Below are 25,191 nucleotides of genomic sequence, written 5' to 3'. Positions count from 1 at the left end.
AACCGAATAAGGTCAGCAACTAGCTTGCACTGGAAAGATTGAGAAAGCCTTCCGATGCAATTTCAAGGAACTGCCGACTATATCGCCGACAAGGATCTGATGGTCGCCGTCAATGCAGCCATCCGGCTGGAGCGTCCGCTTCTCGTAAAGGGTGAACCGGGCACGGGCAAGACGGAACTGGCGCGACAGGTGGCCGCTGCTCTCGGCCTGGACCTCATCGAGTGGGCCGTAAAATCGACCACCAGGGCGCAGCAGGGCCTTTACGAATACGATGCCGTCTCGCGCCTGCGCGACAGCCAGCTCGGCGACGCACGCGTTCATGATATCAGCAACTATATCAGACAGGGAAAGCTCTGGCAGGCCTTCACCTCGCCGCGGAAATGCGTGTTGCTGATCGACGAGATCGACAAGGCCGATATCGAATTTCCGAACGACCTCTTGCAGGAACTCGACCGCATGGAATTCCATGTCTACGAGACCGACGAAACGATCCGGGCCGCCATCCGGCCGATCGTCATCATCACATCAAACAATGAAAAGGAGCTGCCGGACGCCTTCCTGCGCCGCTGCTTCTTCCACTATATCCGCTTCCCCGACATGGAAACACTGGAGCGCATAGTCGAGGTACACTATCCCGGCATCAAGCAGACGCTTCTGCATGCGGCGCTGACGCAATTCTTCGAGATCCGAGACGTGGCGGGCCTGAAGAAGAAGCCCTCGACATCCGAAGCCCTCGATTGGATCCGTCTGCTCGTCGCCGACGATGTCGATCCGGCCACGCTGCGCGGCGATACCAAAAATGCGCTTCCGAAGCTGCACCGCGCTTTGCTGAAGAACGAGCAGGACGTGCACCTCTTCGAGCGGCTGGCCTTCATGGCGCGTGGGCAGGGAAAATAATGCAGCCGGATGCTGTTAAGGTCCTGATCTACGCCGTTCGGGAGCGCCACCTGCTTGTTTTCGACGAGCCGGATTTTCCGGCGGTCGAACTGCAGGTCCCCGGCGGTACCGTCGAGGCCGGCGAAGACATAGCGGCAGCGGCAGCACGAGAGTTCGAAGAAGAAACCGGGCTCACAGCAAACGCGCTGCATCCGCTCGGCATCGACGATTACCGGTTCGAGAAGAGCGGTCGCACCTGTCACCATCAGCGGCATTTTTTCCGCTGCACCCTCCCGGAGACGACACCGGCCACCTGGCGCCACTTCGAGATGACGCCGTTCGATGGCAGCGCACCCATCTGCTTCCGCTTTTTCTGGATATCGCTCGCCGAGGCGCGGAAGCGTCTGGGCTATGGCATGGCGGCGCTTCTTGAACATTTGTAAGTGAGAACCGACATCAGAGCGTGGCCGCCAGCCGCCGCAAAGCTTGCCCATTGACCAGCGGGAACAGCAGGTTTATGAAATTCCTTCTGTGGTGATTTGGCCGGCCGGCTTGCAGCCACGTTAAATAAGTCGCTAAAGGGCCGCGTGCGGACCGGTAGCGATTCATGATCGCGGCCGGTTTTTTTGTATTTGGTCGAGTGAAAACAATGCCCATCAAGATTCCCGATACGCTGCCCGCATTTGAGACCCTCCGGAACGAGGGCGTGCGGGTGATGACCGAAACGGTGGCGATCCGTCAGGATATCCGCCCCCTTCAGATCGGGCTTCTCAACCTCATGCCGAACAAGATCAAGACCGAGATACAGATGGCGCGCCTCATCGGCGCATCGCCGCTGCAGACGGAGTTCTCGCTGGTGCGCGTCGGCGGCCACAAGGCCAAGAACACCTCCGAGGAACACCTGTTTTCCTTCTACCAGACCTGGGAAGAGGTCAAGGATCACAAGTTCGACGGTTTCATCATCACCGGCGCGCCGATCGAGCTGCTGGAGTATGAAGAGGTCACCTACTGGGACGAGATGCGGCAGATCTTCGACTGGACGGCGACCAATGTCCATTCGACGATGAATGTCTGCTGGGGAGCGATGGCCGCCGCCTATCATTTCCATGGCGTGCCGAAGCATACGCTGAAGGAGAAGGCCTTCGGCGTCTATCGCCACCAGAACCTTGCACCGTCATCTGTCTACCTGAACGGCTTCTCCGACGATTTCGCCATTCCGGTCTCGCGCTGGACGGAAGTGCGCCGCGCCGACATCGAAAAGGTGCCTGGCCTGCAGATCCTGATGGATTCAAGCGAAATGGGCGTCTGTCTCGTGCACGAACAGGCCTGCAACCGGCTCTACATGTTCAATCACGTGGAGTATGATTCCACCTCGCTGGCGGACGAATATTTCCGGGATGTGAATGCGGGCGTGCCGATCAAGATGCCGCATAACTACTTCCCCCATAACGACCCGGAGATTCCGCCACAGAACCGGTGGCGCAGCCATGCACATCTGTTCTTCGGCAACTGGATCAACGAAATCTACCAGACCACGCCTTATGATCTGGAGGAGATCGGCCAAGAAAGGGCTTGAGCCTTGTTCATTCCCTTCTTCCTGAAGCTGAAGGAAGCGAAGGTACCGGTGACACTCCGGGAATTCCTGTCGCTGCTCGAAGGGATGGAAGAAGGGATAGCCGATTACGATATCGAGGCCTTCTACTATCTGGCCCGTGCGACGCTGATCAAGGACGAGCGCTTCATCGACCGCTTCGACCAGGTTTTCGCCGATTATTTCCGTGGCGTGGAGGCGATCGGGGCCAATGCTGACGCGGTGGAGGCAACGGCCATCCCCGACGAATGGCTGCGCAAGCTGGCGGAAAAGCATCTCACCGAAGAAGAACGGAAGCAGATCGAGGCGCTCGGCGGGTTCGGCAGACTGATGGAGACACTGCGCCAGCGCTTGGCCGAACAGCAGGGCCGGCATCAGGGCGGATCGAAATGGATCGGCACGGCAGGCACATCGCCCTTCGGCGCCCATGGCTACAACCCGGAAGGCGTGCGCATCGGCCAGGAGGCGTCGCGCCACCGCCGCGCGGTAAAAGTCTGGGATCGTCGCGATTTCCAGAATCTCGACGACGGCGTCGAGCTCGGCACCCGCAACATCAAGGTGGCGCTGAAGCGCCTGCGCCGCTGGGTGCGCGAGGGCGCCGCCGAAGAGCTGGATCTCTCCGGCACCATCCGCTCCACCGCCGAACACGGCTATCTCGACGTCCAGACCCGGCCGGAACGGCGCAGCGCCGTCAAGCTCTTGATGTTCTTCGATGTCGGCGGTTCGATGGACGATCACATCCGCGGGGTGGAGGAGCTGTTTTCCGCCGCCCGCTCCGAGTTTCGGCACATGGAGTATTTCTACTTTCACAACTGCCTCTATGAGGGCGTGTGGAAGGACAATCGTCGCCGGCGTGTCGATGTGACAGCGACAACGGATCTGATCCGCACCTTCGGTCCCGACTACCGTGTCGTCTTCGTCGGCGATGCCGCGATGAGCCCTTACGAGATCACGCAGCCGGGCGGCTCGGTGGAGCATTGGAACAAGGAGGCCGGCAACGTCTGGCTCGCCCGCATGACCGGCCATTTCCGCAAATGCGTCTGGCTCAACCCCGTTCCGGAAAACCACTGGGGCTACACCACCTCGATCTCCCTCATCCGCCGCCTCATGACGGACCGCATGTATCCGCTGACGCTCGGCGGGCTGGAGAAGGCGACGCGGGAGCTGTCGCGTTGAATGGTATCAGCGCGACAAATTGATGCCCACGGCAAGAGAATTGACCAAGTCGCTAAAGCTGCTGCGAAGAACGGGTGCTGCCCGCCCTTTCGGCGGCAAAAAATGGATTTTCACCTTGCCGCCGCCAGATCGGGCAACCTCTACGCGTCGGCGTTGCGATAAGCCGTGACGACAAGCCAGATTGCCGAAAGCAGGAAGTAGAACGCGCCAAACCCGACATAGGGGGCGATATCCAGGATCGTCGGCGCCACGGTGCCGAGAGATCGGCTGATCATGAAGGCACCGGCGAGGGCCGATTGCGCACCACTCAGGATCATCACCCATTGTGCGCCATAGTGACGCCAGCGCCTTACCGCCGTGTAGAGTTGCAGCAGACCCGAGAGGATTGCCCAAACCCCAAATACGGCCAGAACGGCATAAGTGCTGTCGCTGATTGCAACGATCACGGCGAGCGCGGTTATCGTGCTCACCACGACATTCAATGCTTGGGACGAGTTAGCTCTCAGGCCGCCATTGACCCGTGCATCAACGAGATTGGCAAGGGCATCCCATGCTGGGTAGATCACAAGCAGAAACGCGATGGGGTTGGATTGCCCGCCGAAGAGAATGGCGGCGGCAATCCAGGCGATGGAGAATATGGCACGTGCGAAATAATAGGATCGCAGCCAGCTGGACTGGCTAGAGGATTGGTTTTGCATTGGAAGGCTCCTAGTTGAAATCTACCAACTAGTAGGAAGACAAAACTTTTCTGTCAACTCGTCACCCGAACACCTCTTTGTGAGAAGCGGAAGCATCGAAGCAATCTTGACAAACGACCTATCAGAAGGTAGGCAGCGGCATGAAATCAATAGCTTCGACTTCCGGAAAAATCCTCGACACTGCGCAGTCTCTCATCGTCGCGGGAGGCTATAACGGCTTCAGTTATGCCGACATCTCGGCTGCGATCGGCATAAGGAAGGCGAGTATCCACCATCACTTTCCGACAAAGGCCGAGCTGGTCGCGGTGTTGGTCGATCGCTATAGGCAGCAAGTGGAAGTAGGCTTGAATTCCCTTCGTGAGCAGTTCCCAAGCCCTGCCGAACAACTGCGGGCCTATCTGAATTTCTGGCAAACATGCATTCGCGATGCCTCGCTGCCCTTCTGCGTCTGCGCAATGCTCGCTGGCGAGATGCAGATGCTGCCGGAAGAGGTCGCATCACGCGTCCGTGCCCATTTCCATAGTCTCTCCGGGTGGCTTACGTCGGTGCTGGAGACCGGAGCACAGCAAGGCCTGTTCCGGCTTCACAAACAACCGGGAGAGGAAGCCCAAATGCTGATGGCATCGGTTCATGGGGCAATGCTCTCCGTGCGAGCTTTCAGCGATCCCGGACTGTTCAGCACAATCGTCAGCCCGCAGATCACCAGGCTGATGGCACCGGCTCACTAACAAACCGCCGGGCCAAAGCAGGAAGGTCGCGCTGACGGCGCTCGTTACGAAGTAACGAAGCAAAATGCACACACCTGTCGTACGCACTGCACATTTGCAGCGCAGTTTAACGTTCCGAAGCCGATGAGAGAAAGCCCGGTCGAGCCTTGATCCCCCTCCGCCCGCCTCTAAATTTCACAATCGAACCGGTTGCGGAACGGCCCGAATGGGGGCAGGGTCTGGCCTCGCATTTTAGATAGGTATGGATGAGCTGATATGACGGAAAATACTTTGCAACGGGAAGTTTTCGGAACGACGCCGAGCGGCGAAACGGTCTATCGCGTCACGATCGTTGGCGGCGGCCTGACGGCGCATATCATGTCCTGGGGCGCGGTCATCCAGGATCTCCGGCTTGATGGCCATGAGCCGGCCTTGCTGCTCGGCTTCGACAATTTCCCTGACTATCCGGCCCACTCCTCCTATTTCGGCGCCACGCCCGGCCGCTGCGCCAACCGCATCGGCGCTGGCCGCTTCACGCTGGATGGCAAGCAATACCAGCTCGAGCTCAACGAAAAGGGCGTCACGCACCTGCACGGCGGCAAGGACAATATCGCCAAGCGCAACTGGACGATCGTTGAGCACGACACCGACCGCGTAGTCCTCAAGATCGTCGATCCCGACGGGCGCGCCGGCTATCCCGGCAACTGCACGATACAGGCGACCTATCGAGTGCATGGCAACGGCGAACTGTCGGTCACCTACGAATCGACCACCGACCAGCCGACGCTCGCCAACGTCTGCCAGCATGCCTATTTCAATCTTGACGGCCGCGACGATGCTCTCGGTCACGACATCATGATCGCCGCCGATCACTATACGCCGACGGATGAGAAGCAGGTACCCACGGGCGAAGTGCGTTCGGTCGAAGGCACGGCGTTCGATTTCCGCGAGATGGCGCCGATGAAGCGCTTCGACGGAACGGAACAGGCGCTGTACGACCATAACTTCTGCCTCTCGACCAAGCGCACTGCCAAGCGTTCCGTTGTGCTGGCCCGCAGCGTCAATTCCGGCGTGTCGCTGGAGGTGCGCACCACCGAACCCGGCGTGCAGTTCTATACCGGCTTCAAGCTCAACGTTCCGGTTCCCGGCCATGATGGCCGCAAGATCGGACCGTTCGCCGGCTTCTGCCTGGAAACGCAGGTTTGGCCCGACGCGATCAATCACGAAGGCTTCCCCAATGCCGTGCTCCGCCCGGGCGAGGTATTGCGGCAGGAAACGGATTACATCTTCACCAAGAACTGATCGGGGCATGCCCCGCTCTCTTGAAATTCGGCCGGGCGTCCAAAGCGCCCGGCCGATTCTTTTTAGGCCCGCAGGCAGATTCGCCTTGTGAATTGGTTCTAAATAGGTTCTATATGCACATCATGGATAGAACCAGTTTGATCGCTGAATTGAACAGCCGCGGCCTCAGCGAGGGGACCGGGAGTGGGCCGCTCTATAAACGCCTGGCGCAGGCGCTGACGGGCCTTATTCAGGAGGGACTGCTGAAATCGGGCACCGCGCTGCCCGGCGAACGCGATCTTGCCGGCGCCCTGCAGATCGGCCGTGTCACGGTGCGAACGGCCTATCGCGACCTGCTCGCTTCGGGCGTCATCGAATCCCGCCACGGCAGCGGCACCTTCGTCTCGCAGCATGTCGAGCGCATCGAGCAGCCGCTCTGGCGCCTCTCCTCCTTCTCCGCCGACATGCGCTCACGCGGCCGCGAGCCGGCAGCCCGCATCCTGTCGCGCACCATCAGCGCGCCGGCGCCGGAGGAATCCTTCCTGCTCGGCCTCGGCCTTGACGAACCTGTGCTGCGGCTTGACCGCCTGCGCCTGGCCGACGGCCAGCCGCTCGCCATCGAACGCGCCGTCGTCCCCATCAAATTCCTCGGCGAGGACGCGGTATCCGAGGGTTCGCTCTATGATGCGCTCGCCGCCAAAGGCTTCAAGCCCGTGCGTGCCCAGCAAAGGCTGACGGCCGTGACGCTGGACCCCACATCCGCATCGATCCTGACCGTCAAGGCCGGAGCGCCGGCGCTTTTGATCGAACGGGTGTCGCGCCTCGCGGACCAGCGCGTCGTCGAATACACCCGCTCGCATTATCGCGGCGATGCCTATGATTTTGTAGCTGAATTGAGAATTGGAGATGACCTATGAGCGAGACCCAATCCCTGATGCTGACGGAAGCCGGCCAGTCGCCGGACGTGGTTGCAACGCTGCTTGACAAGGAAAAGCCCGCCTTTGCCGAAATCGCGAAGCTCTTCTCCTCCACGCGCCCATCGCTGGTCACGACAGCCGCGCGCGGCTCTTCCGACCATGCCGCGACCTTCTTCAAATATCTCTTGGAAATATCCTGCGGCATCCCGGTCGCCTCGGTCGGCCCGTCGATCGCCTCCGTCTATGGCGTTCCGCTCCACCTGAAGGGCGGCATCCACTTCACCGTGTCGCAATCCGGCGGCAGTCCCGATATCATCGCCATGCAGGCCGCCGCCAGGAAGGGCGGCGCTACCACGATCGCCGTCGTCAACGTCACCGACAGCCCGCTTGCCAACGAGGCCGACATCGTGCTCGGCCTCAATGCCGGCAAGGAACAGAGCGTCGCCGCCACGAAATCCTTCATCGCCTCCGTTGCCGCCCTTGCCGGCGTCACCGCAACGATCTCGCAGGACCAAGCCCTCTTCGCCGGCCTCGCCAGGCTGCCGGAAGCACTGAGGGCCACCTCGGGCATCGACGGCAAGGCTGCCGAAGACGTGCTCTTCAACGCCTCCTCGCTCTATACCGGCGGACGCGGCCCCGCCTTCGCCATCGCACTTGAAGCCGCGCTGAAGGCCAAGGAAACCGCCGGCCTGCACGCCGAAGCCTTTTCGCTGGCCGAACTGATGCATGGCCCGATGCGGCTGGTGCAGCCAGGCTTCCCCATCGTCGCCTTCTCGCCCGATGACGCGGCCTTCGCCAACAATGCCCGGGCGCTGGAGCGACTGCAGAAGCTCGGCGCAACCGCCGTCTCCTTCTCGACCGCTCCGCTTGCCGGGATCAACCTGCGCATGCCGACCACCGGCAACGGCCTGCTTGATCCGCTGGTATCGCTGCTTTGCTACTACCGCCTCATCGAGTCCGTGACGCGCCGCAAGGGCTTCGATCCTGACAAGCCGGCTAACCTTCTCAAGATCACGGAGACCATGTGATGGACTACAAGGTCTTTACCGGCGCCCGAATTTTCGACGGCGACCGCTTTCACGACGACAGTGCACTGGTGATCGGCAACGGCCGCATACACGCGATCACCAGTGCCAACGACGTGCCCGACAACGCCGAAACGGTCCAGCTGAACGGCGGCGTCCTGTCGCCGGGCTTCATCGACGCTCAGGTGAACGGCGGTGGCGGCCGCATGCTGAATGACGAGCCCTCGGCCGAATCCATGTACATGATCGCCGAGGGGCATCGCCCCTATGGCACCACCTCGCTGCTGCCGACGCTGATTACCGATGTCGCGGCCGCGACGACGGCTGCAACCGAGGCGGCAGTCGAGGCCGTGAAGGCCAATCGCGGCGTCGTCGGCCTGCATCTCGAGGGCCCGCATCTGGCGCCGGCCCGCAAGGGTGCGCATCTGGCCGAGCTGATGCGTCCGGTCGAGGACAGCGATGTCAGAACCTTCATCCGCGCTCGTGAGGCGATCGGTACGCTGCTGGTCACCATGGCGGCCGAACAGGTGACGGAGCGGCAGGTGCAGGCGCTTGCCGAAGGCGGCGTCATCGTCAGCATCGGCCATAGCGACTGCACCGCAGAAGCGGCAAATGCGCGTTTCGATGCCGGCGCCCGCGGCGTCACCCATCTTTTCAACGCCATGAGCCAGATGGGCCATCGTGCGCCGGGTCTGGTCGGCGCGGCGATCGACCATCCTGCCCCGTGGTGCGGTATCATCGCCGATGGCCACCATGTCGATCCGATAGCATTGCGCGTTGGACTTCGTGCCAAGCGCGGCGAGGGCCGGCTGTTCTTCGTCACGGATGCCATGTCGCTCGTCGGCACCGATCTTCCGAGCTTTACGCTGAACGGCCGCACGGTCTATCGCACCAAGGGCGGCTATTGCTCCAAGCTGACGCTGGACGACGGTACGCTCGCCGGCTCTGATGTCGATATGGCTTCCACCATCCGCTATGGCGTCAATGTCCTTGAACTGCCGCTGGCCGAAGCGTTGCGCATGGCGACCTCCTATCCCGCCCGCTTCCTGCGGCTCGGCGATCGTGGCCACCTGACGCCCGGAACCCGCGCCGACCTGGTCCATATCGACGATGGGATCGAGGTCACCGAAACATGGATCTCGGGCCAGCCTTCGGCTTGAAACAATCGAGAAGGAGGCACGGCATGAGCACAATCACAGACAGCTATTTCTCCGCCCTCATCGGCCGGCTGGAAACCCTGCGCGAAACGCTGGCGGAACCGATGTCGAGGGCCGCCGCCGCCATCAGCACGGCTGCGCGCGCCGATCGCCGCGTCTATGTCTTCGGCACCGGCCATTCGCATATGCTGGCGGAAGAGGTGCACTATCGCGCCGGCGGCTTGGCTTTCACCATCCCGGTGCTTGTGGGATCCGCCATGCTGCACGAAGGCGCCGTCATCAGTTCGGTCTATGAACGCACGGAGGGCCTCATCCGCCCGATCTTCGAGCGCTATGGCATGCAGCCGGGCGACGTGCTGATCATCGCCTCCAATTCTGGCGTCAATGCCGCCCCTATCGAGGCTGCCGATTTCGGCCGAGAAATCGGCGCGACCGTCATCGCCATCACCTCGTCCGCCTATTCGGCCGCCATTGCCAACGGCCGCAGGAGGCTTGCTGATATCGCAGATATCGTGCTGGACAATGGCCTGCCGCCGGGCGACGCCATCATCGACCTGCCGGGCACCGACCTGAAGGTCGGGCCGGCATCGACGGCCATCGGCACCACGGTGCTGAACGCCATCTTCGCAGATGTCGCCGCCGAGCTTTGCAAGGACGGCGAACCGCCCGTCTACCTCAGCGCCAACATGCCGGGCGCCAAGGAAACCAATCAGCGGCTGGTGAAGAAATACCGGCCACGCAACCCGCATCTCTAGAAACGCGCGGCGGTTTTCAGTCCGGAATTGCATGAAAGCAAACGATTGGAGCGGCTCAGCGATCCCATGGAAAGCTGAGCCGCTCCAATTGATGTTATTGCGCCGCCGCGTCTGAGGCTGACGGCTCTTCCACCACTGCCTCCGTCTGCTTGCGCCGCCTGCGCAGCACGACGTAGAAGACCGGCGTCAGGAACAGGCCGAACAGCGTCACGCCGAGCATGCCGGAGAATACGGCCGTGCCGAGCGACTGGCGCATTTCCGCGCCGGGTCCGGTCGCAATCATCAACGGCACGACGCCGAAGATGAATGCGAAGGCCGTCATCAGGATCGGGCGCAGACGCAGATGGCTGGCCTCGATCGCCGCCTCCACCGCGCTCTTTCCTTCGAGCTGCGCCTGACGCGCGAATTCGACGATCAGGATCGCGTTCTTGGCCGCAAGGCCGATCAGCACGATGAGCCCGATCTGCGTCAGGATATTGTTGTCCATGCCTCTCAGATGCACCCCGATCAATGCGGCGAGCACCGCCAGCGGCACGATGAGGATGATGGCGAGCGGCAGCGTCCAGCTTTCATACTGGGCCGCAAGCGCAAGGAAAACGAAGATGACCGACAGGGCGAAGATATAGACCGCCGTATTGCCGGTATTCCTTTCCTGATAGGCAAGCTCCGTCCATTCGAAGGTCGTGCCCGTCGGAAGAAGGTTCTTCGCCAGCCCTTCCATGGTGTCGAGGGCCGTACCGGTGGAGACGCCCGGCGCCGGATTGCCCTGGATGGGAACCGACACATACATGTTGTAGCGCTGCACCAGCGTCGGCCCGGTCGTATCCCGGATATCGACGAGGGTGCCGAGCGGCACCAGCGCGCCAGTGGCTGAGCGAACCTTCAGCGCCAGAATATCCTCCCGGTCCATGCGATATTGCTGGTCGGCCTGCGCCCGCACCTGATAGACGCGGCCGAAGGCATTGAAGTCGTTGACGTAGGATGTGCCGAGGTTGATCGACAGCGTCTCGAAGATGTTCGGGATCGGCACGTTCAGCGCCCGCGCCTTGTCGCGGTCGATCGCCAGGAAATATTGCGGGCTGTTGGCCGAGAAGGTGGTGAAGACGCCGCTGACACCCTTATTCTGTGCGGCAGCGCCCATCATTTGATAGGCCAGCGGCAGGATCCGGCGCATGTCGGGATTTTCGCGGTCCATGATCTGCATCTTGAAGCCGCCGGAATTGCCGACGCCGCGGATCGATGGCGGCGGAATGGCGATGATGAAGGCCTCCTGAATGCCCTGGAGGCTGCCATAGATCTGGCCGATGATCTTCATGGCCGTCTCGCCGCTCTTCAATCTCTCCTCGAAGGGTTTGAAGGGCGTGAAGATGACGCCCGAATTTGAGGCATTGGTGAAGGTCGCGCCATTGAAGCCGGCAAAAGCAACGGCGTTTTCCACGCCAGGCGTCTTGTTGATGATCGCGGTCGCCTTCTCGATGACGGCATTGGTGCGCGCCAGCGACGCTCCATCCGGCAATTGCACGACGACGATGGCATAACCCTGGTCCATTGTGGGAACGAAGCCCTGCGGCACGATCCTGCCCATGAACCAGGTCGCGCCGAGTAGCCCGACGAACACGAGAAGAGCGCAGCCAAGCGCGACCCAGGTGGTGACGAGATGGCGGATGACCCAGGAATAGCCCCTGCTCATCGACTCGAAACCCCTGTTGAACCCATCGCCCAGAGCGCGACCGAAACGCGAGACGATATTGTTGGATTTCTTGTGGTCGTGTGGACGCAGCACGATGGCGGCAATCGCCGGCGAGAGCGTCAACGAATTCAGGCAGGAAATCGCCGTTGCGATGGAAATGGTCACGGCGAACTGCCGGTAGAACTGTCCCGTTATGCCCGGAATGAAGGCCGTCGGCAGGAAGACGGCGATCAGGACCAGCGAAATCGCCAGAACCGCAGTGCCGACCTCGTTCATCGTCACATGCGACGCCTCCTTTGGCGTCATCCCGAGCGCCAGGTTGCGCTCGACATTTTCGACGACCACGATCGCGTCGTCGACGACAATGCCGATGGCAAGCACCAGGCCGAACAGCGTCAGCATGTTCAGCGAGAAACCGAAGGCAAGCAGGAAGGCGAAGGTGCCGATGAGCGACACCGGAATGGCGACGATCGGAATGATCGCCGTCCGCCACGACTGCAGGAAGACCAGCACGACGATGGCAACGAGCACGGCTGCCTCGAAGATCGTCTTATAGACCTCGTAGATCGATTCCGCGATGAATTCGGTCGGATTGTAGACGATGCGATACTCGAGGCCCTGCGGGAAATCCTGCGCTAGGCTCTGCATCGTCTTCTGGATGCTTGCGGCGGCGTCAAGCGCATTGGTGCCGGGGCGGGCAAAGATGCCGAGCGCAACCGCCGGCTTGCCGTTCAGATAGCTGTTGGTAACGTAGTCCTGCGCGCCGAGCTCGATACGCGCCACGTCCTGCAGCTGCACGAGCCGGCCGCTATCCGTCGCCTTGACGATGACATAGCGGAATTGCCGCGCATCGGAAAAACGCCCCTGGGTCGTCACCGTATATTGAAAGGCGTTGGTGCCCGAAACCGGCGGCCCGCCGATCGAGCCGCCGGACACCTGCACGTTCTGGTCCCGCAACGCCTGGACGATGTCGCCTGCGGTCATGCCGTAGGCGGCGAGCTTTTCCGGGTCGAGCCAGATGCGCAGCGAATATTGCCGCTCGCCGAAGAGCTGCACGTCGCCGACACCGTCGAGACGGACGAGAAGGTCGCGGATGCGCGTTCGGGCATAGTTGGAGATATAAAGCTGGTCGTAGCGGTTGCTCGGCGAGAGCAGATGCACGACCATCATCAGGTCGGGCGAGCTTTTGACCGTGGTGATGCCGATGCGGCGGACATCATCGGGCAGGCGCGGTTCGGCAATGGCGACGCGGTTCTGGACCAGCACCTGCGCCTTGTCGAGATCGGTGCCGAGCTTGAAGGTGATGGTCAGCGACATCGAGCCGTCGGCGCTGGAATAGGAGGACATGTAGAGCATGTCTTCCACGCCGTTGACCTCCTGCTCGATCGGCGTCGCCACCGTATCGGCGATCGTCTGGGAATCGGCGCCCGGATAGGAGGTGCGCACCACGATCGTGGGAGGCGCGACCTCCGGATATTGCGCCACCGGAAGCTGGAAATAGGCAATGCCGCCGACGATCAGCAGCACGATGGACAGAACCGACGCGAAAATCGGCCGGTCGACGAAAAAATGGGAAAACCTCATTGATCCGTCCCCTGTGCGTCCGCCTGAGCCGGCGGCTCGTCATTCGACGCTTCCTGCGGCAATTCGATCAGCTGAGGCGCGACCTTGACGCCGGGCCTGATGCGCATCAGGCCGTTGACAATAATGGTCTCGTCACCGGTCATGCCGTCGCGGATCACCCGGTAGCCATAAAGCTTCGGCCCGACCCGCACCGACTTCGGCGTCACGTTGCCGGCCGTGTCGACGACATAGACGACACGCTGGTTCTGATCCGAGCCGATGGCTTCGTCGGGCACCAGAATCGCCTTGTAGCTGTTAGAGCCCTGCACCTGGATGCGCCCAAACAGGCCGGGCTGGAGAATGAGATCGGGGTTGGGGAAGGTAGCGCGAACACGGATCGTACCCGTTTGATTGTCCACACGGTTTTCCGCAAAGTCGAGCTTGCCCTTGAAAGACTTCTGGTGAGAGTCGGCGATCGTCACGGTGACGTTGAGACCGCCGCCGCCCTGCTGCAAGGCACTACCGTTCTTGCGCGCCTCGTCGGCATAGGAAAGCAGCCGGCGCTCATCGACGTCAAAATAGAAATCGATCGGGTCGAGAGACACGATGGTCGTGAGGATGGTCTGATCGGCCTGCACGAGATTGCCGACAGAAATCAGCCGACGGTCGATCCGGCCGCTGAGCGGCGCGGTGATCTTGGTGAAATCCATGTCGAGATTGGCGCGATCCACGGCCGCCTCAGCCCCACGCACATTCGCCTGCGCCGAGATGAGGTCGCGGCGGCGGTCGTCCAGGTTCGAGGCCGACTGGCTGCCCGTCGTCGACAGGGATTCCGTCCGCTTGAATTGCGCATCGGCAAGCGTGAGCGACGATTTCGCCACCTCCAGCGACGCCGTCGCCTCGTTCAAGGTGGTGATGAACGGCCGCTGGTCGATGACAAAGAGCAGGTCGCCCTGCTTGACCATGGTGCCGTCCTTGAAATGCACCTCCTGCAGATAACCGCCGACCCGCGAGCGCACGGAGACCTCGTCGACCGCCTGGAAGCGCCCGATGAACTCGTCGCTGTCGATGACATCGCGAACGACGGGCTTGGCGACCGTGACGGGCGCAGCCGGCGGCGCGCTTTGCGCCAGCGCCTGGGCGCCCGAGAAAACGGTGACTACACAGCTGAACAAAATGGCACGCGGCAGCATCGGCATGAAGGCCCCCTCGAAAAACCGCACACGGCAATAAGCGCCGCCGCGTTAAACGTCTACGATATTTGCCTGCAACTTTTACGAAGGACCTGTCGCCATCAGGCGAAATCCAATCAAGTCTCTTCGGACTTCCCCAACATGCACCACGGGCCGCGCCGGCCCGGGGGTATCAACCGGCTCATCGTCCGGCAGCATCCGTTAATGTATAAACAGTTTATCGGATTCGACAACAGGGAATGAAGCGGCCGCGACCGAGCGCAACCGATTGTTTTTTCTAATATAGACGGACGCGCATAGGGCGAGCTGGCAGAGATATCAGCCCTCCAGCTCCTCGCGCAGCATTTCAAGCTCAAGCCATTCCTCTTCCATCCTGATCAGGCTTTCGCGCAGCTTTTCCATCTCTGCCGCAAGACGATTGAACGTAGCGGGATCCTTGGTGAAGAGAGTGGGATCGGCCATTTTCTTCTCGCGGACGGCGATCTCCGCTTCCGCCTTGGCCATTTCCTTCGGCAGGTTTTCCAATGCGAATTTCTGCTTGTAGGAAAGCTTGGCCTTGCCTTTCGAGGCGTCCGCGGCGGATGACGCAGTCTCTGCGGCCCTCGGCTTTTCAGCCGCCTTTTCCGCCCGCTTGCGCTCTTCCATCGCGCCCTTGCGCTGGGTGAGCATGTCCGAATAGCCGCCGGCATATTCGATCCATCGGCCGTCCGGATCTTCCGGGTTGGCGGGCGCGATCGTCGAGGTCACGGTGCGGTCGAGAAAATCGCGGTCGTGGCTGACGAGGATGACCGTACCGGAAAAGCCGGCGACGATTTCCTGCAGCAGATCGAGCGTCTCGATGTCGAGATCGTTTGTGGGTTCGTCGAGGATCAGCAGATTGGTCGGCCGCGACAGGATACGCGCCAGCATCAGCCGGGCGCGCTCGCCGCCGGAAAGATTCCTGATCGGCGTGCGGGCCTGCTCCGGCTGAAACAGGAATTCCTTCATGTAGCCGGTTACATGCCGTTGCTCGCCGTTGACAAGCAGGTTTTCGCCTCGCCCGTCGGTCAGGTAGTTGGCAAGCGTGTCCTCGGGATCAAGCTCTTCGCGCTTCTGGTCGAGCGTGGCGATCTCCAGATTGGTGCCGAGCTTCACCGTGCCGCTGTCCGGGGCCAATTGGCCGGTCAGCATCTTCAGGAGCGTCGTCTTGCCGGCGCCGTTCGGACCGACGAGGCCGATGCAATCGCCGCGATGCACGCGGATCGAAAACGGCGCCACGATGACGCGTTCGTCATAGGCCTTGGTAATCTTCTCGGCCTCGATCACCAGCTTGCCGCTCTCCTGCGCATCCGCGGCGGTCGCCTGCACGGAACCCAGCGCGCCCCTGTGGCCACGATGGCGCGAGCGCATGTCGTGCAATTCGCCGAGGCGACGCATGTTGCGCTTGCGCCGCGCGGTCACGCCGTAGCGCAGCCAGTGCTCCTCGCGCTCGATCGCCTTGCCGAGCTTGTGCTGCTCCAGCTCTTCGGCTTCCAGCACCTGATCGCGCCAGGCTTCGAAGAATGCAAAGCCGCGATCGAGCCGCCGCGAGGTGCCGCGATCGAGCCAGACGGTCGCCGTCGAGACTTTTTCGAGGAAACGACGGTCGTGCGAGATCAACACCAGCGCGCTGCGGGTCTTCTGCAGCTCGCCTTCCAGCCATTCGATGGTTGGCAGGTCCAGATGGTTTGTGGGCTCATCGAGCAGAAGGATGTCCGGCTCCGGCGCCAGAACGCGGGCAAGAGCCGCACGGCGCGCTTCGCCGCCCGAAAGGTTCTTCGGATCCTCTTCGCCGGTGAGGCCGAGATGCGACAGGAGATAGGTGACGCGATAGGGATCGTCGCCAGGCCCCAACCCGGCTTCGGCATAGGCGGCCACCGTCTTGTAATCGGCGAAATCCGGCGCCTGTTCGAGATAGCGCACGGTTGACGACGGATGACGGAACACTTCGCCGGACTGCGCCTCGACCATGCCGGCTGCGATCTTCAAAAGAGTCGACTTGCCCGAACCATTGCGGCCGACGAGGCAGATCTTGTCACCCGGCTCCACCTGCAGCCCGGCGCCGGCGAGCAGGGGTGCTCCGCCGAAGCTCAGGAAGATGTCGTCGAGTTTCAGAATGGGAGGGGCCAAGATCAGACTCCGCTGAGATCATAAGGGCGGGCAAGGACGATCGCCCTGCCGCTGCCGAGCGAAAAGCGCACAGCGCCTTCCGCTACATTGGAAATGGTGCGCGACGTGCCGAAGGGCAGATGGAAATCGCGCAAGGGATAACGGGCATTGTCGATGAAAAGCCCCGTAAGGTCGCTGAAACCGAGAACCGAAAACAGCGATCCGGCCGGTAGCTGAAGCATCAGCTCTCCCGGCGGAAGCGGCACCGCTTCCTCATCACCGGAGGTCAACAGCACATCAAAGCCCTTTTCGGCGAGTTGGACGCCGTAGAGCAGGTGCTGGATCGCATGATCAGACCGTTCGCCACCCATGGCCCCGGCCAGGATCAACCTGGTTGCCCCACGATCGATTGCCTCCGATACGGCAATCTCGCCATCGGTTGCCGCCTTCGCCGCCGGATAGGGCTGTTTCGGCACCTTGGGAAACGCCGCGAGGAGGTCCGCGGATGTGGAGTCGAAATCGCCGACCCAGAGCTCCGGCTCTACGCCAAGCGCCACGGCATGGCGCATGCCGCCGTCGGCCGCGATGAAACGGCTATCGGAAACCGCGGCGCGCAACCGATCCGTCATGCGAAGCTCGCCGCCGAGTAGGATGGTGAAGGTGGTGGACTGGCTCATGCGCCAAGCCCATAGCGCAAAGTCGTATCCCTAGGGAAGAGCGCCGTTCGCAAGAACGACCCGTGTCGGCCGCTCAGTCGGTCGTTTCCTTGAGGCGGGCCTCAATAACGCGTTCATAGCCTGTGACATAGCGATCGAACAACAACGAGAAACTCTTGATTTCCTCAGCCGACCAATCGGCAAAGATGCCGCCGATGACGGAGTATTTTTGCGCCTGAATTTCCGACAGCAACCGTTGCCCGAGCGCGGTGAGCACGACGACGATGCGCCGCGCATCTGCCTGGGACGCCTTTCGCCGCAAGACGCCGCGCGCCACCATATCGGCAACGATGCGGCTCGCCCGCGATGGATCGATGCGCAGGATGTCCGCAATCGTCCCGACGGTGACTTCGCCTGTGGCCTCTGCCCGCCTCACGACGTCGAGCACATCGAGATGCGAAAGCTCAAGCCCCGGGGCGACGTTCTGAATGGCGAGCCTGCCGATCATACGGCGGCCTGTCAGCAGGCGCATGCGCGTCATCGCCTGACCGATCAGCAGGAGATTCGCGTCTTCGGTCAGCGGCGGGCCTTCAACTTCACGTGTATTCATCGCTGATGTCATCTTTCCACCATATCAGAGGCGGAAAAGAAATAAAACATGCAAACAGCATTCACCTGTCATTGACAATTATATGCTAACAGCACATATGTTTCCTATATGAAGCCGGGGCGCCCCGCGCATTCGCTCGACTGCGCAGCGTTTCGGACAAGCTCGGATATCTTGCTCCATGGACATGCAGACAACGTTCGCGCCGCTCGTGACGGATCCCAGGCGGCGGCTTATTCTCTTCCTGTTTCTGATGACCGCCATGTTCATGGCAACGCTCGACAATCAGATCGTATCGACGGCACTCCCTACCATCGTCGGCGAGTTCGGGCATCTGGAACGCTTCGGCTGGATTGGATCGGCCTATCTTCTCTCCCTTTCCGCCGTGATGCCTGTTTATGGCAAGCTCGGCGACCTCTTCGGCCGCAAATATGTGATGATGACGGCGATCGCGATCTTCACTGTCGGCTCCGCCGTCTGCGGCCTTGCGGTGTCGATGGACACGCTGATCGCCGCCCGCGTGCTGCAGGGCTTCGGCGGCGGCGGCATCATGGTGTCGATCTTCGCCGTCAACGCCGATCTCTTCGAGCCGCGCGAACGCGCCCGCTACCAGAGCTATTCGAGCCTCGTGCTGATGGCGTCCGGCGCCATCGGCCCCGTCCTCGGCGGCACGATGAGCGATCTGTTCGGCTGGCGCTCGATTTTCCTCGTCAATGTGCCGATCGGCTTCATCGTGCTCGCCGGCCTCGCCACCATGCTGCCCTACCGCAAGCCGGCCCGCCGGCCGAAGATCGACTATGCCGGCGCGCTTGTTCTTGCACTGACGACGACAAGCATCGTGCTCGCCGCAGACGGCACCGAACTCTTCGGATCGCTGCTGTCGCCGCAATGCCTCGGCATCATCGCCTTCGGTGTCATCTGCGCTATCGCCTGGGTCTTCATCGAGCGGCGTGCGCCCGAGCCAATCGTGCCGATGACACTGTTCCGCAATCCGACATTCGGCCTGCTCCTGATCATCTCGATCACCAGCGGTGCGGTCGCCATCGGCATGGTCAACTACTTCGCTCTCTTCCTGCAGACGACGACGGGCCTTTCGCCCTCGCTGGCCGGCCTGCTGTTCATCCTTTTGACCGGCGGCATCGTCTGCGGCTCGCTTTCCGCCGGCAGGTTGATCGCGGCAAGAGGCCGCTACAAACCCTTTGCCGTCGCCAGCGCCGCCTGCAGCACCATTGCTTTCGGCTCGCTCGCCTTCGTCCATGCCGGCACGCCCATCGCCGTCATCGGCGGCCTGATGCTGCTGCACGGCATCGGTATCGGCCTTGCGCAGCAGGTGCCTGTCATCGGCGTGCAGAACGCCGCCAATAGCCGCGACGTCGGTGCTGCTACCGGCGCGGTGACGCTGTCGCGGATGGGCGGTGCCTCGATCGCCATCTCCATCTATGGCGCCATCATCGCCGCCAAGCTCGGCAATGTCGGTGTCTCGATTTCAGGCGTTTCCGACATCAAGGAACTGACGCCGAAGATGATGGCGGCCCTGCCGGAAGCCACCCGCGAAGCCGTCGCCAATGCCTATGCAAGTGCCTTCAGTCCCCTGTTCATGACGGCAGCCGGCATCTGCCTGCTCGGCCTTCTGACAGCGCTCACGCTGAAGAACGTGCAGCTGCCCGGCGCCACCAAGAAATTCGAAAACACGGTTGCCGCCGAAGCCGCCGAATAGATCGTGCGGCCTGCAATCGACGGGGGAATCATTCCCCTTGTCATCCCTTCGTCACAAGGCTAAATCTGCCGATGCTCTAACGGGGTGCCTTATGTCCTTTGGGATATTTGGCTGAGAGGCTTTGACAGGCCAACCCGCGGAACCTGATCCGGCTAACACCGGCGGAGGGATTAGACGCGTGACGAAATCATGGCGCCCTTTTCCCCTTCAAGACGAAACCAAAGAGGAGGCGCTGTCATGCACGACCGATCGCTATTGTCATTCTTCGCCGGCCTGGCTCTCGCCGCCGGCACGACGTTTTTTACTGCCCAGGCCGCCCAGGCTGCGGACAAGACGCTGACCATCTACACCTATGAGAGCTTTACCGCCGATTGGGGTCCCGGCCCCAAGGTCAAGGGCGCCTTTGAAAAGACATGCGGCTGCACGGTCAACTACGTCAGCGTCACCGACGGCGTGGCGCTTCTGTCCCGCCTCAAGCTCGAGGGCGCCGGCACCAAGGCCGATATCGTTCTCGGCCTCGACACCAATCTAGTCAATGAAGCCAAGGATACCGGCTTGTTCGATGCGAGCGGCGTCGACACATCGGCGCTCAAGGTTCCCGGCGATTTCAAGGATGATGTCTTCGTGCCCTATGATTACGGCCATTTCGCCGTCATCTATGACACGCAGACGGTCAAGAACCCGCCGAAGAGCATGAAGGATCTCGTCGAGGGCGATCCCCAGCAGAAGATCGTCATCGAGGATCCGCGCACCTCGACACCGGGCCTCGGCCTCCTGCTCTGGGTCAAGTCGATCTACGGCGACAAATCAGCCGATGCCTGGACCAAGCTCAAGGGCCGCATCCTGACGGTGACGCCCGGCTGGTCGGAGGCCTATGATCTCTTCACCAAGGGCGAAGCGCCGATGGTGCTCTCCTACACCACGTCGCCGGCCTATCACATGATCGAGGAAAAGGCCGACCGCTATCAGGCGGCTGCCTTCTCCGAAGGACATTACATCCAGATCGAGGTCGCCGGCCTCGTCAAATCGTCTTCGAATAAGGACCTTGCCCGCGATTTCCTGAAATTCATGGTGTCGCCGGCCTTCCAGGACATCATCCCCACCAGCAACTGGATGATGCCGGCCTCCGCCACATCGACGCCGCTGCCGGACGCCTTCAGCAAGCTCGTGGTGCCGACGAAGACCTTCCTCATGAGTCCTGAAGTCGTCGAGAAGAACCGCAAGGCCTGGATCGACGAATGGCTGGCCGCCACCAGCGGCAACTGACATCGCGACCATGCTGACGGCACCCGAAAGAAGACGCGCCATTTCCGGCGGGGCGCTCAGTCTCGCCGGCATCACGCTTTTCGTCGGGATCGCCGTCGTCGTCCTGCTTGCCGCCGGCATCGAATCCGGCGGCGACTCCACGCTCGCAGATCCCTATCTGCTGCGCGTGCTGCGGTTCACCCTGCTGCAGGCGACCCTGTCGGCGCTGCTCTCCATCGTGCTTGCCATCCCCGTCGCCCGCGCCCTGGCGCGCCAGCCGCGTTTTCCCGGGCGGCTGTGGCTGATCCGCCTGATGGCCGTGCCCATGGGCCTGCCTGTCCTGATCGGCGCGCTCGGTCTGCTTGGCATCTGGGGGCGCCAGGGATTGCTCAATCAGGCCCTCACGGCAATTGGCCTGTCGCAGCCCGTCAGCATATACGGCCTTGCCGGCATCCTGCTGGCGCATGTCTTTTTCAATATGCCGCTTGCCTGCCGCCTGATGCTCGCCGGGCTGGAGCGTGTGCCGGCGGAATATTGGCTTGTTGCCGGAGGCCTCGGCATGCGACCCGCCTCGGTCTTTCGCTTCATCGAATGGCCTGTCTTGCGCGGCCTCATTCCCGGCATCGCCGGTCTGATCTTCATGCTCTGCGCCACCAGCTTCACACTGGTGCTGATCCTCGGCGGCGGCCCGGCCGCAACCACGCTGGAAGTCGCGATCTACCAGGCGCTGCGCTTCGATTTCGATCCCGGTCGTGCCGTATTGCTGTCGCTGCTGCAGATCGTCGTCACAGCCGCAATCCTCGGCGCGATGACGCTGTTTCCCTCGCCTGACGATCATGGGCTGACGAGCGGCCGCGCCCTGCGGCGCATCGACGGGCAGCTGCGCGCCGCGCGATGGGTCGATGCTGTATTGCTGTCAAGCGCCGCCCTCTTCATCGGCCTGCCGCTTGCCTCGGTCGTCGTCGCCGGCCTCGAAGCCGATCTTCTCAAGCTTGCCGGTCAGACGATCTTCCTGCAGGCGGCTGTCACGAGCCTCGCCATCGCACTCGCCGCCGGCCTTCTGGCCGTGGCGATATCGTTCGCGATCATCCGCGCCCGCTCGGTAATCTCGGCCGACCGCAACAAGACCTTCAGCCTGCGCGGTCTGGCGGCTGCTCTGAGTGGAACCTCCTCCCTCATCCTGCTCGTTCCGCCGATCGTGCTGGCAACCGGCTGGTTCCTGGCGCTCAGGCCATTCGGCGATCCCAGCCGCTTCGCCGCCGTCCTGATCGTGACAATCAATGCGCTGATGGCGCTGCCCTTCGTCATCCGCGTCCTCGAGCCGGCTTACGTGGTTCATAGACGCCGCACCGAGCGGCTGGCGGCGAGCCTCGGCCTTGAGGGGCTCTCCCGCTTGCGCCTGATCGACTGGCCCGGCCTGCGCAAACCGCTTTTCACGGCACTCTCCTTCGCCATCGCGCTTTCGCTCGGCGATCTCGGCGCTGTCGCTCTTTTCGGCTCCGACAGCCTGATGACCCTGCCCTGGCTGGTCTACAGCAAGCTCGGCAGCTACCGCACCAACGATGCCGACGGATATGCCTTGATCCTCGGCGTGGTATGCCTTCTCCTCACCATCGCCGGCACGGCGGGCCAAGGCACCCGCGAAGACGAAGGCAGGCGAAATGACTGACCGCGGCGACATGATCGAACGCAGCATCGCGATGACCGGCGTCGAACTGCGCCTCGGCACGCATGATTTCCGCTTCGATTGCGCATTGCCGCAGGGCAGGATCATTGCCATAGCCGGCCCCTCCGGCTCGGGCAAGTCGACCTTCCTCAACCTGTTGGCCGGCTTCGAGCAGCCCGATCGCGGCCGCGTCCTGCTTGCCGGACAGGATGTGACCGGCAAGCATCCCGCCGAGCGGCCGGTGTCGCTCGTCTTCCAGGACAACAATCTCTTTGCCCATCTGGATCTCTTCACCAATGTCGGCCTTGGCATCAGCCCGTCGTTGAAACTCTCCGCCCGGGACCGCCAAAGGGTCTCGGAAGCCCTGGCGCGTGTCGGGCTCCCGGGTTTCGAAAAGCGCAAGCCGGGAACGCTTTCCGGCGGAGAGCGGCAGCGCGCAGCCTTCGCCAGGGCACTGGTGCGCGACAAACCGATCCTGCTCCTGGACGAACCCTTCGCCGCACTCGATCCTGGGCTGCGCTCCGGCATGGTCGAGCTGCTGAAGGCTCTCCACCACGAAAGCGGTAATACGGTCCTCATCGTCTCGCACGATCCGGCCGAGGTCAGGCGTCTTGCCGACCATGCCGTCTTCATCGACGGCGGCACGATTCGGCTTTCCGCGCCCATCGAAGCCTTCCTGAAGGAGGGCGGCATTCCGGCACTGACCACATTTTTGCAGCATTGAATGCGACGCAGCATGCTGTTGCCGGTTTTGCCTTAATTTCGTCCAGCCAAACGGCTGAAAGTCCTGAGAGAAATGCTTGCTAAAATACAACGCTGCCACATTTAAACGGAGTCTCGCTATGCAACCGGTGCCAAAATCGGCTAGAGCAAGGGGTGGAGACCGTCCGGTAAACGCGGATTGATGGGGTGAAAGCAACCTTTATCGGCGCGCGACGACGATCGGCCCGGTAACGATCAACCGGATTTTGGCGCCGAGCCGGCATGGCAGCGAAATGAGTGAGACACAGGTACTGAAGCAGAGCGAACGAGCAAAACGAAGGATCAGCGTGCCCGTCGCAGCCCGTTTGCGCCGCCTGGCTTCTCTTCTTGTCGCCGCGGCAATGTTGAACAGCTGCCAAACGGTGATGGATCAGTCCTATCAGCCGAGCGTTTCGCCCTCAGCCAATCCGCAGATCGTGTCCGAGGTGCAGAAAAACGATCCGCGCGCGCAGATGGGCGCGCGCGAGCATCCACGCATTCTCGCGAGTTACGGCGGCGAATACAAGGACGCCAAGACCGAACGTCTCGTTGCCCGCATCGCCGGCGCCTTGACCAGCGTGTCGGAGAACCCGCAGCAATCCTATCGCATCACCATTCTGAATTCGCCGTCGATCAACGCCTTCGCCTTGCCGGGCGGCTATCTCTATGTGACGCGCGGCCTTCTTGCTCTTGCCAACGATGCGTCGGAAGTTGCCGCCGTGCTGTCGCACGAAATGGCGCACGTGACAGCCAATCACGGCATCGAACGCCAGAAGCGCGAAGAGGCCGAGGTCATCGCCAGCCGCGTCGTCGCCGAGGTCCTGTCGAGCGATCTCGCCGGCAAGCAGGCGCTGGCCCGCGGCAAGCTGCGCCTCGCCGCCTTCTCCCGCCAGCAGGAACTGCAGGCCGACGAGATTGGCATTCGCACACTCGGCCAGGCAGGCTATGACCCTTACGCCGCGGCACGCTTCCTGAACGCCATGGAAGACTACAGCCGCTTCATGACGGCCAATTCCGACGTCGACCAGAGCCTGGACTTCCTGTCCAGCCATCCGAGCACTCCGCAGCGCATCGACCTCGCCAAGGCACACGCCCGCGAATTCGGCGAGGAAGGCAAGGTCGGCGACACCGGCCGCGACTATTACCTGAACGGTATCGACGGCCTGCTCTATGGCGACAGCCCGGAGGAAGGCTATGTGCGCGGCCAGACCTTCCTGCATGGCGGCCTTGGCATTCGTTTCGACGTGCCGCCTGATTTCCGTATCGACAACAAGGTCGAGGCTGTCATGGCGACCGGTCCTGGCGATATCGCCATTCGCTTCGACGGCGTTGCCGACACCCAGAACCAGAACCTCACGAATTATATTTCCAGCGGCTGGGTGACCGGCCTTGATCCTTCGTCGATCCAATCGATCACCGTCAACGGCATGCCGGCCGCCACCGCGCGCGCTTCTGCCGATCGCTGGGATTTCGACGTCACCGTCATCCGCGACCGCACGCAGATCTTCCGTTTCCTGACGGCGGTGCCGAAGGGGAACCTCGCCCAGCTCGATCAGACGGCCAATGTGCTGCGGTCGAGCTTCCGGCATATGACCCCGGAGGAGGCTTCGTCGCTGAAGCCGTTGCGGGTTCGCGTCGTCACCGTCAAGCCCGGCGATACGATCACCACGCTTGCTGCCCGCATGATGGGCACCGACCGCAAGCTCGACCTGTTCAAACTGATCAATGCCCTGCCCACCGGCGCAAACATTGCACCGGGCGACAAGGTCAAGATTATTGCGGAATAACGGCGGGTTTACCTTC

Annotated in this window: 21 protein-coding genes and 2 riboswitches; of the genes, 15 read left to right on the top strand and 6 right to left on the bottom strand. The window is 61.9% G+C overall.

Annotation, left to right across the window (positions count from 1 at the left end; genetic code table 11):
• The first annotated feature begins 54 nt into the window (after positions 1-54).
• The 4 genes from FHT29_RS14625 (at position 55) to FHT29_RS14610 (ending at position 3,643) form a co-directional block, all read left to right on the top strand.
• Positions 55-897 (top strand): MoxR family ATPase, encoded by an 843-nt coding sequence (locus tag FHT29_RS14625; RefSeq protein ID WP_168599792.1) that lies wholly within the window; start codon positions 55-57, stop codon positions 895-897.
• The gene (locus FHT29_RS14620) at positions 897-1,319 is read left to right on the top strand and encodes an NUDIX domain-containing protein (RefSeq protein WP_047553936.1); all 423 of its coding nucleotides are present in this window, start codon (positions 897-899) and stop codon (positions 1,317-1,319) included. Before FHT29_RS14625 ends, FHT29_RS14620 begins: the two co-directional genes overlap by 1 nt.
• Positions 1,320-1,397: 78 nt before the next feature.
• Positions 1,398-1,475, top strand: a riboswitch (SAM riboswitch).
• 50 nt (positions 1,476-1,525) lie between these two features.
• Positions 1,526-2,452, top strand: a complete 927-nt coding sequence (metA, locus tag FHT29_RS14615; RefSeq protein ID WP_037195896.1) for a homoserine O-succinyltransferase — start codon at positions 1,526-1,528, stop codon at positions 2,450-2,452.
• A gap of 3 nt (positions 2,453-2,455) precedes the next feature.
• Complete coding sequence (locus tag FHT29_RS14610) at positions 2,456-3,643, top strand: VWA domain-containing protein (RefSeq protein WP_168599791.1); 1,188 nt, start codon at positions 2,456-2,458, stop codon at positions 3,641-3,643.
• 140 nt (positions 3,644-3,783) lie between these two features.
• Here the strand turns inward: FHT29_RS14610 and FHT29_RS14605 are convergent, their stop codons facing one another.
• The gene (locus FHT29_RS14605) at positions 3,784-4,341 is read right to left on the bottom strand and encodes a DUF308 domain-containing protein (RefSeq protein ID WP_047553940.1); all 558 of its coding nucleotides are present in this window, start codon (positions 4,339-4,341) and stop codon (positions 3,784-3,786) included.
• Between the two features lie 140 nt (positions 4,342-4,481).
• On the opposite strand from FHT29_RS14605, the gene FHT29_RS14600 reads away from it, so the two are divergent.
• The 6 genes from FHT29_RS14600 to FHT29_RS14575 all read left to right on the top strand — a co-directional run bounded on the left by FHT29_RS14600 (position 4,482) and on the right by FHT29_RS14575 (position 10,183).
• Positions 4,482-5,069 (top strand): TetR/AcrR family transcriptional regulator, encoded by a 588-nt coding sequence (locus tag FHT29_RS14600; RefSeq protein WP_047553942.1) that lies wholly within the window; start codon positions 4,482-4,484, stop codon positions 5,067-5,069.
• Between the two features lie 255 nt (positions 5,070-5,324).
• Complete coding sequence (locus FHT29_RS14595; RefSeq protein WP_168599790.1) at positions 5,325-6,350, top strand: aldose epimerase family protein; 1,026 nt, start codon at positions 5,325-5,327, stop codon at positions 6,348-6,350.
• 122 nt (positions 6,351-6,472) lie between these two features.
• Complete coding sequence (locus FHT29_RS14590; RefSeq protein ID WP_047554403.1) at positions 6,473-7,246, top strand: GntR family transcriptional regulator; 774 nt, start codon at positions 6,473-6,475, stop codon at positions 7,244-7,246.
• Positions 7,243-8,274, top strand: a complete 1,032-nt coding sequence (locus FHT29_RS14585; protein WP_047553946.1) for an SIS domain-containing protein — start codon at positions 7,243-7,245, stop codon at positions 8,272-8,274. The genes FHT29_RS14590 and FHT29_RS14585 overlap by 4 nt, the downstream gene beginning before the upstream one ends.
• Entirely contained in the window at positions 8,274-9,431 is a 1,158-nt protein-coding gene (gene nagA / locus FHT29_RS14580; protein ID WP_168596462.1) for an N-acetylglucosamine-6-phosphate deacetylase, read from the top strand. The genes FHT29_RS14585 and nagA overlap by 1 nt, the downstream gene beginning before the upstream one ends.
• Before the next feature lie 23 nt (positions 9,432-9,454).
• On the top strand, positions 9,455-10,183 hold the full coding sequence (locus FHT29_RS14575; protein WP_168596461.1) for an SIS domain-containing protein: 729 nt from the start codon (positions 9,455-9,457) through the stop codon (positions 10,181-10,183).
• Between the two features lie 94 nt (positions 10,184-10,277).
• Here FHT29_RS14575 and FHT29_RS14570 read toward each other — a convergent pair whose 3' ends face one another.
• The 5 genes from FHT29_RS14570 to FHT29_RS14550 all read right to left on the bottom strand — a co-directional run bounded on the left by FHT29_RS14570 (position 10,278) and on the right by FHT29_RS14550 (position 18,022).
• A complete protein-coding gene (locus FHT29_RS14570) occupies positions 10,278-13,457 on the bottom strand; it encodes a multidrug efflux RND transporter permease subunit (protein WP_037195881.1) in 3,180 nt (1,059 codons plus the stop codon).
• Positions 13,454-14,629 (bottom strand): efflux RND transporter periplasmic adaptor subunit, encoded by a 1,176-nt coding sequence (locus FHT29_RS14565; protein WP_168599856.1) that lies wholly within the window; start codon positions 14,627-14,629, stop codon positions 13,454-13,456. Before FHT29_RS14565 ends, FHT29_RS14570 begins: the two co-directional genes overlap by 4 nt.
• Positions 14,630-14,947: 318 nt before the next feature.
• Complete coding sequence (locus FHT29_RS14560) at positions 14,948-16,777, bottom strand: ABC-F family ATP-binding cassette domain-containing protein (protein WP_047553952.1); 1,830 nt, start codon at positions 16,775-16,777, stop codon at positions 14,948-14,950.
• Positions 16,778-16,779: 2 nt separating this feature from the next.
• The gene (locus FHT29_RS14555; RefSeq protein WP_168599789.1) at positions 16,780-17,433 is read right to left on the bottom strand and encodes a thiamine diphosphokinase; all 654 of its coding nucleotides are present in this window, start codon (positions 17,431-17,433) and stop codon (positions 16,780-16,782) included.
• Between the two features lie 73 nt (positions 17,434-17,506).
• On the bottom strand, positions 17,507-18,022 hold the full coding sequence (locus FHT29_RS14550; RefSeq protein ID WP_047553955.1) for a MarR family transcriptional regulator: 516 nt from the start codon (positions 18,020-18,022) through the stop codon (positions 17,507-17,509).
• Positions 18,023-18,200: 178 nt separating this feature from the next.
• On the opposite strand from FHT29_RS14550, the gene FHT29_RS14545 reads away from it, so the two are divergent.
• The 5 genes from FHT29_RS14545 (at position 18,201) to FHT29_RS14525 (ending at position 25,175) form a co-directional block, all read left to right on the top strand.
• Positions 18,201-19,736 carry an MDR family MFS transporter gene (locus FHT29_RS14545; protein WP_037195872.1) on the top strand — a complete coding sequence of 512 codons (1,536 nt, stop codon included), beginning with the start codon at positions 18,201-18,203 and terminating at the stop codon, positions 19,734-19,736.
• Between the two features lie 70 nt (positions 19,737-19,806).
• Positions 19,807-19,923: riboswitch (TPP riboswitch) on the top strand.
• Between the two features lie 50 nt (positions 19,924-19,973).
• A complete protein-coding gene (gene thiB / locus FHT29_RS14540) occupies positions 19,974-21,002 on the top strand; it encodes a thiamine ABC transporter substrate binding subunit (protein WP_168599788.1) in 1,029 nt (342 codons plus the stop codon).
• 10 nt (positions 21,003-21,012) lie between these two features.
• The gene (gene thiP, locus FHT29_RS14535; RefSeq protein WP_168599787.1) at positions 21,013-22,650 is read left to right on the top strand and encodes a thiamine/thiamine pyrophosphate ABC transporter permease ThiP; all 1,638 of its coding nucleotides are present in this window, start codon (positions 21,013-21,015) and stop codon (positions 22,648-22,650) included.
• Positions 22,643-23,371: an ATP-binding cassette domain-containing protein gene (locus FHT29_RS14530; RefSeq protein ID WP_168599786.1), complete on the top strand. Its 729-nt coding sequence runs from the start codon at positions 22,643-22,645 to the stop codon at positions 23,369-23,371. Before thiP ends, FHT29_RS14530 begins: the two co-directional genes overlap by 8 nt.
• 379 nt (positions 23,372-23,750) lie before the next feature.
• Positions 23,751-25,175: a M48 family metalloprotease gene (locus tag FHT29_RS14525; protein WP_037196164.1), complete on the top strand. Its 1,425-nt coding sequence runs from the start codon at positions 23,751-23,753 to the stop codon at positions 25,173-25,175.
• Positions 25,176-25,191 lie beyond the last annotated feature (16 nt).

Source organism: Rhizobium sp. SG741 (genome assembly GCF_012275435.1).
In the GTDB taxonomy this organism is placed as follows: Bacteria; Pseudomonadota; Alphaproteobacteria; order Rhizobiales; family Rhizobiaceae; genus Rhizobium; species Rhizobium lusitanum.
The sequence above is the reverse complement of the archived record's forward strand: the minus strand, read 5'-3'. Positions and strand labels throughout refer to the sequence as shown.

Bases quoted from the DNA above. Each gene is read 5' to 3' on its own strand.
- FHT29_RS14545 (WP_037195872.1), top strand. From the start codon at position 18,201: ATGGACATGCAGACAACGTTCGCGCCGCTCGTGACGGATCCCAGGCGG.
- FHT29_RS14550 (WP_047553955.1), bottom strand. From the start codon at position 18,022: ATGAATACACGTGAAGTTGAAGGCCCGCCGCTGACCGAAGACGCGAAT.
- nagA (WP_168596462.1), top strand. From the start codon at position 8,274: ATGGACTACAAGGTCTTTACCGGCGCCCGAATTTTCGACGGCGACCGC.
- FHT29_RS14625 (WP_168599792.1), top strand. From the start codon at position 55: ATGCAATTTCAAGGAACTGCCGACTATATCGCCGACAAGGATCTGATG.
- FHT29_RS14565 (WP_168599856.1), bottom strand. From the start codon at position 14,629: ATGCTGCCGCGTGCCATTTTGTTCAGCTGTGTAGTCACCGTTTTCTCG.
- FHT29_RS14570 (WP_037195881.1), bottom strand. From the start codon at position 13,457: ATGAGGTTTTCCCATTTTTTCGTCGACCGGCCGATTTTCGCGTCGGTT.
- FHT29_RS14620 (WP_047553936.1), top strand. From the start codon at position 897: ATGCAGCCGGATGCTGTTAAGGTCCTGATCTACGCCGTTCGGGAGCGC.
- FHT29_RS14555 (WP_168599789.1), bottom strand. From the start codon at position 17,433: ATGAGCCAGTCCACCACCTTCACCATCCTACTCGGCGGCGAGCTTCGC.
- thiP (WP_168599787.1), top strand. From the start codon at position 21,013: ATGCTGACGGCACCCGAAAGAAGACGCGCCATTTCCGGCGGGGCGCTC.
- FHT29_RS14600 (WP_047553942.1), top strand. From the start codon at position 4,482: ATGAAATCAATAGCTTCGACTTCCGGAAAAATCCTCGACACTGCGCAG.
- FHT29_RS14595 (WP_168599790.1), top strand. From the start codon at position 5,325: ATGACGGAAAATACTTTGCAACGGGAAGTTTTCGGAACGACGCCGAGC.
- thiB (WP_168599788.1), top strand. From the start codon at position 19,974: ATGCACGACCGATCGCTATTGTCATTCTTCGCCGGCCTGGCTCTCGCC.
- FHT29_RS14575 (WP_168596461.1), top strand. From the start codon at position 9,455: ATGAGCACAATCACAGACAGCTATTTCTCCGCCCTCATCGGCCGGCTG.
- metA (WP_037195896.1), top strand. From the start codon at position 1,526: ATGCCCATCAAGATTCCCGATACGCTGCCCGCATTTGAGACCCTCCGG.
- FHT29_RS14605 (WP_047553940.1), bottom strand. From the start codon at position 4,341: ATGCAAAACCAATCCTCTAGCCAGTCCAGCTGGCTGCGATCCTATTAT.
- FHT29_RS14525 (WP_037196164.1), top strand. From the start codon at position 23,751: ATGTTGAACAGCTGCCAAACGGTGATGGATCAGTCCTATCAGCCGAGC.
- FHT29_RS14585 (WP_047553946.1), top strand. From the start codon at position 7,243: ATGAGCGAGACCCAATCCCTGATGCTGACGGAAGCCGGCCAGTCGCCG.
- FHT29_RS14590 (WP_047554403.1), top strand. From the start codon at position 6,473: ATGGATAGAACCAGTTTGATCGCTGAATTGAACAGCCGCGGCCTCAGC.
- FHT29_RS14530 (WP_168599786.1), top strand. From the start codon at position 22,643: ATGACTGACCGCGGCGACATGATCGAACGCAGCATCGCGATGACCGGC.